At 71.7% G+C, this 3,610-nt stretch carries 5 protein-coding genes; 4 read left to right on the top strand and 1 reads right to left on the bottom strand.

Translation table 11 applies throughout. The features are described from left to right. On the top strand, nucleotides 1-351 hold a 351-nt coding region (locus RIF89_RS12210; protein WP_309069380.1), incomplete at its 5' end, for a peptide deformylase. 119 nt (nucleotides 352-470) lie between these two features. Beyond that, on the top strand, nucleotides 471-998 hold the full coding sequence (locus RIF89_RS12205) for a septum formation family protein (RefSeq protein WP_309069379.1): 528 nt from the start codon (nucleotides 471-473) through the stop codon (nucleotides 996-998). A gap of 27 nt (nucleotides 999-1,025) precedes the next feature. On the opposite strand, the gene RIF89_RS12200 is transcribed toward RIF89_RS12205, so the two are convergent. Further along, nucleotides 1,026-1,847, bottom strand: coding sequence for an alpha/beta hydrolase (locus RIF89_RS12200; RefSeq protein WP_309069378.1), 822 nt, complete (start codon nucleotides 1,845-1,847; stop codon nucleotides 1,026-1,028). Nucleotides 1,848-2,143: 296 nt separating this feature from the next. Here RIF89_RS12200 and sigK point away from each other — a divergent pair, with 296 nt between their 5' ends. Together sigK and RIF89_RS12190 are read left to right on the top strand one after the other, a co-directional pair. Then, entirely contained in the window at nucleotides 2,144-2,746 is a 603-nt protein-coding gene (gene sigK / locus RIF89_RS12195; protein ID WP_375294480.1) for an ECF RNA polymerase sigma factor SigK, read from the top strand. Then, nucleotides 2,743-3,543 carry an anti-sigma factor gene (locus RIF89_RS12190; protein WP_309069376.1) on the top strand — a complete coding sequence of 267 codons (801 nt, stop codon included), beginning with the start codon at nucleotides 2,743-2,745 and terminating at the stop codon, nucleotides 3,541-3,543. The genes sigK and RIF89_RS12190 overlap by 4 nt, the downstream gene beginning before the upstream one ends. The last annotated feature ends 67 nt before the right edge of the window (nucleotides 3,544-3,610 follow it).

The raw sequence follows: 3,610 nt of genomic DNA, 5'->3' as shown, positions 1-3,610 counted from the left end.
GGGGTCATCCTGAACCCGGAGCTGTGGATGACGCCGCCGATCCCGGGTGAGCCGGACGAGGACGAGGAGTCGGAGGGCTGCCTGTCGTTCCCCGGCGAGCGGTTCCCGCTGCGCCGCTCGGAGCGCGTGCGGGTGACCGGCATCGACCTCGACGGCGAGCCGGTGACCATCGCGGTCGACGGGTGGCGGGCGCGAATCATGCAGCACGAGTTCGACCACCTGGACGGCGTGCTCTACATCGACCGGCTGACCGGGTCGGACGCGAAGCTCGTGCAGAAGATCGCCCGCAAGCGCGGATGGGGACGCCCTGGCGCGAGCTGGATGCCGGGCGTGGACGACCTCGAGGGCTGACCGGCACGGCACGCGGTTCCCGGCCGCGCGGCGGCTCGCCCGACGTGCGCGCGGGGGTCTACTGTGAGCGCAGGACCGGTCGCACCGGACCCGGATCCGCCCCGAACAGGAGACGCGCCATGAGCCGCAGCCCCGCTGCCCGCCTCGCGGCGGCATCGGGCGTCCTCGCGTTCGCTCTCGCGCTGGCAGGATGCGCCGCCATCGGGGACCTGCTCGGCGGCGGCAGCCCGCAGCGCGACGAGGAGACCAACCAGGTCACCGAAGGCGGCGATGTGGACGTGTTCGAGCTCGAGGTCGGCGATTGCCTGAAGCTCGGAGAGACGGGCGAGCTGTCCTCCGCTGCGGTCGTGCCGTGCGGCGAGCCCCACACCGAGGAGATCTTCCACGAGTTCGAGATGGAGGACGGGGACTGGCCCGGAGAGGACGCCGTCGAGAAGGCCGCGGATGAGGGCTGCTACGGGGCGTTCGAGAGCTTCGTCGGCAAGGCGTACGAGGATTCGACCCTCGACTACGTCTTCCTCTCCCCGCTCGAGGACGGCTGGAACGACCCGAGCGTGAAGGACCGGCTCGTGCAGTGCGTGATCTACGAGCCCACCGACGGCGGGGCCAAGGAGATCACCGGCTCGCTCGAGGGCGCCGCCCGCTGACGACCTCTGCCGGCGGCGTCGGCGCGTTCAGGACCCGGTCGACGGGGTGAACGAGTCGATGGCCCTCGCGACGACCCGCGCCATCGGCATGCGGATCAGATGGTCGCCGCCGCGCACCTTGTGCACGGTGACGTGGCGCATCCTCTCGATGACGCGCAGCGCACCCGGGACGAGGAACGGATCGAGCGTTCCGTAGATCACCTCGATAGGTACGTCCGTGGCGGCGGCGTCGGTGATCACGGTCTGCGTCTCGATCGCATTCTGGAGCGAGAGCACGAAGGCGTTCCAGTTCCTCTCGCTGACCTCGAACGCGTCGCGGATCGGCGACAGTCGTGCGAGCAGCGCCGCATTGCGGAGCGTGAACTGGCGCTTGCGGCGCAGGAACTCGTACACCCGGCGGTAGAGGCTCATGGCGGCGCGGTCCACGGGGTCTCCGACGATGTCCGGCGGCAGATACACGGGCGGGCTGACGAGCACGAGCCCCGTCAGGGAAGACGATCGGCGGGCCGCGAAGCGGGTCGCGATGAGCGCGCCCATGGAGTGACCGACGAGCACGAAAGGCTCCCGAACCCGCAGCCGCGCGAGGGTGCGCTCGAGGTAGAGCACGTGCTCGTCCAGCGTGAACGTCGCCGACGGCGGTGCCGGCGAGGCGCCGAAGCCGAGCAGATCCATCGCGATCACCCGGTGGCCGGGCTGAACGAGCGGCACCACGTTCTCGAACGTCGTGTACGACGACGCGATGCCGTGCACCAGCACGACGGCCGGCCCATCCCCTTCATCCACGGCGACGTGGAGCGGCGGCCGGCGTCGCGCGGCGAGCCGATCCCGCAGCGCGGCCACGAGGTTCATTCGCGGCCCCGGAGGGCACACGGCGAGCTCCCGCACTCGCGGCTCTGCCGCCCGCCTCGGGAGGCGTCAGGACGCCGGAAGGCGGATGCGCGGCGTGCGGCGGCGGACATGCGCCCACCCTAGCCGCGCGTCGCCGCGTCGCCGGCCGCGCAAACCGACCGGCGATCCGCGCCGAATAGCGGTCACCGGGTTTGCGTGCGCTCGTGGACGAGAGTTGCTCGGGCGTCGACGTGAGCGCGTTCACGCTGGGCGCCCGGCGAAGGCATCGCTGACCGGAGGAGGGAGGCCTGTACGGCATGCTTGTGGACATGGGGATCGACGGCGTCGAGGTGCGCGAGGACGGGGAGGCGTCGGTCGATCACGTCGGGCTTCTTCTCCAGCGCATCGCCGGCGGCGATCAGGGGGCATTCGCCGAGCTGTACGACATGCTCTCGCCGCGCGTGTTCGGTCTGATCCTGCGTGTGCTCGTCGACCGGGCGCAGAGCGAAGAGGTGCTGCAGGAGGTCTTCCTCGAGCTGTGGCAATCCGCTTCGCGGTTCGCTCCGAATCAAGGGCAAGGACGATCCTGGATCCTGACCATCGCACACCGCAGGGCGGTCGACAGGGTGAGGGCGTCGCAGGCGAGCACGGATCGCGACACCCGTATCGGGATCCGTGACGCGAGCGTCGCCTTCGACGGCGTGGCCGAGGAGATCGAGTTGCGGCTCGACGCACAGCAGGTGGTGGGAGCGCTGCGCGGACTGCCGCATGCGCAGCGGGAGGCGATCGTCCTCGCGTACTACGGCGGTTACTCTCAGAGCGAGGTCGCCGCGCTTGTCGGTGCGCCGCTGGGAACAATCAAGACGAGGATGCGCGACGGACTGTCGCGCCTGCGAACGGAACTGGGGGTGAGTGCATGAACGAGCGGGACTTCGAGGAGCTGGCGGCCGGCCACGCCCTGCATGCGCTCGGTCCGGAGGACGAAAGCGCCCTGCACGAGGCGACGCAGCGGGACCCGGAGCGGGCCGCGCGCGCAGCCGACGACGCCGCTACGGCGGCGCGGCTCGCCGACGCGGTCGCGGACGTCGCTCCCCCGCCGCGCATCCGCGCCGAACTTCTCGCCCGCATCGCCGCCGAGCCGAACCAGCCCGCCGCGGGGGGAGCCGGCGAGCCGGACCGGGCGGCCGTGGTCGGAGAGACCGCAGAATCACTCGAGGCGGCCGACGGGCCGCGGCAGCGCGCGGGCGGCCGCGCCGCATGGGGGGCGCGGGCGTGGTTCACGTTGGCGGCATCCCTCGTGCTGCTCGCGGGAGCCGGTGCCGGCGCCGTGGTGGCCGCGCAGTGGTTCAACCGGCCGGCGGCGGTCGTGGCGCTGGACAGGATCGAAGACGCCCCCGACGCGCGCTCGGCGGCGGCGCCGGTCGCCGGCGGCGGAGAGGCGATCCTGCACTGGTCGGTCGAACTCGGCCAGGCGGTGCTCGTCTCGGAGCGTCTCCCGCAGATCGCCACCGACAGGCAGTTCGAGCTCTGGTACGTGCGCGCCGACGAGGCGATCCCCGCAGGTGTCTTCGACGCCGACGATTCACGCTCGGCGGCGGCGCTGCTGGAGGAGGGCATGCAGCCCGGCGACGTGATAGCCGTGACGGTCGAGGCGCAGGGCGGATCACCCACGGGCACGCCCACGACCGATCCGATCGTCGCCATCCCGACGGGCTGATCCCCCTCACACCTTCCCGCCCCTGATCGGCGCCCCTACAGTGACACTCATGAGCGCCGATCGCCCC

It is taken from the genome of Microbacterium sp. (genome assembly GCF_031178525.1).
Lineage (GTDB): Bacteria > Actinomycetota > Actinomycetes > Actinomycetales > Microbacteriaceae > Microbacterium.
This window is presented reverse-complemented; position numbering and strand designations above follow the sequence as displayed.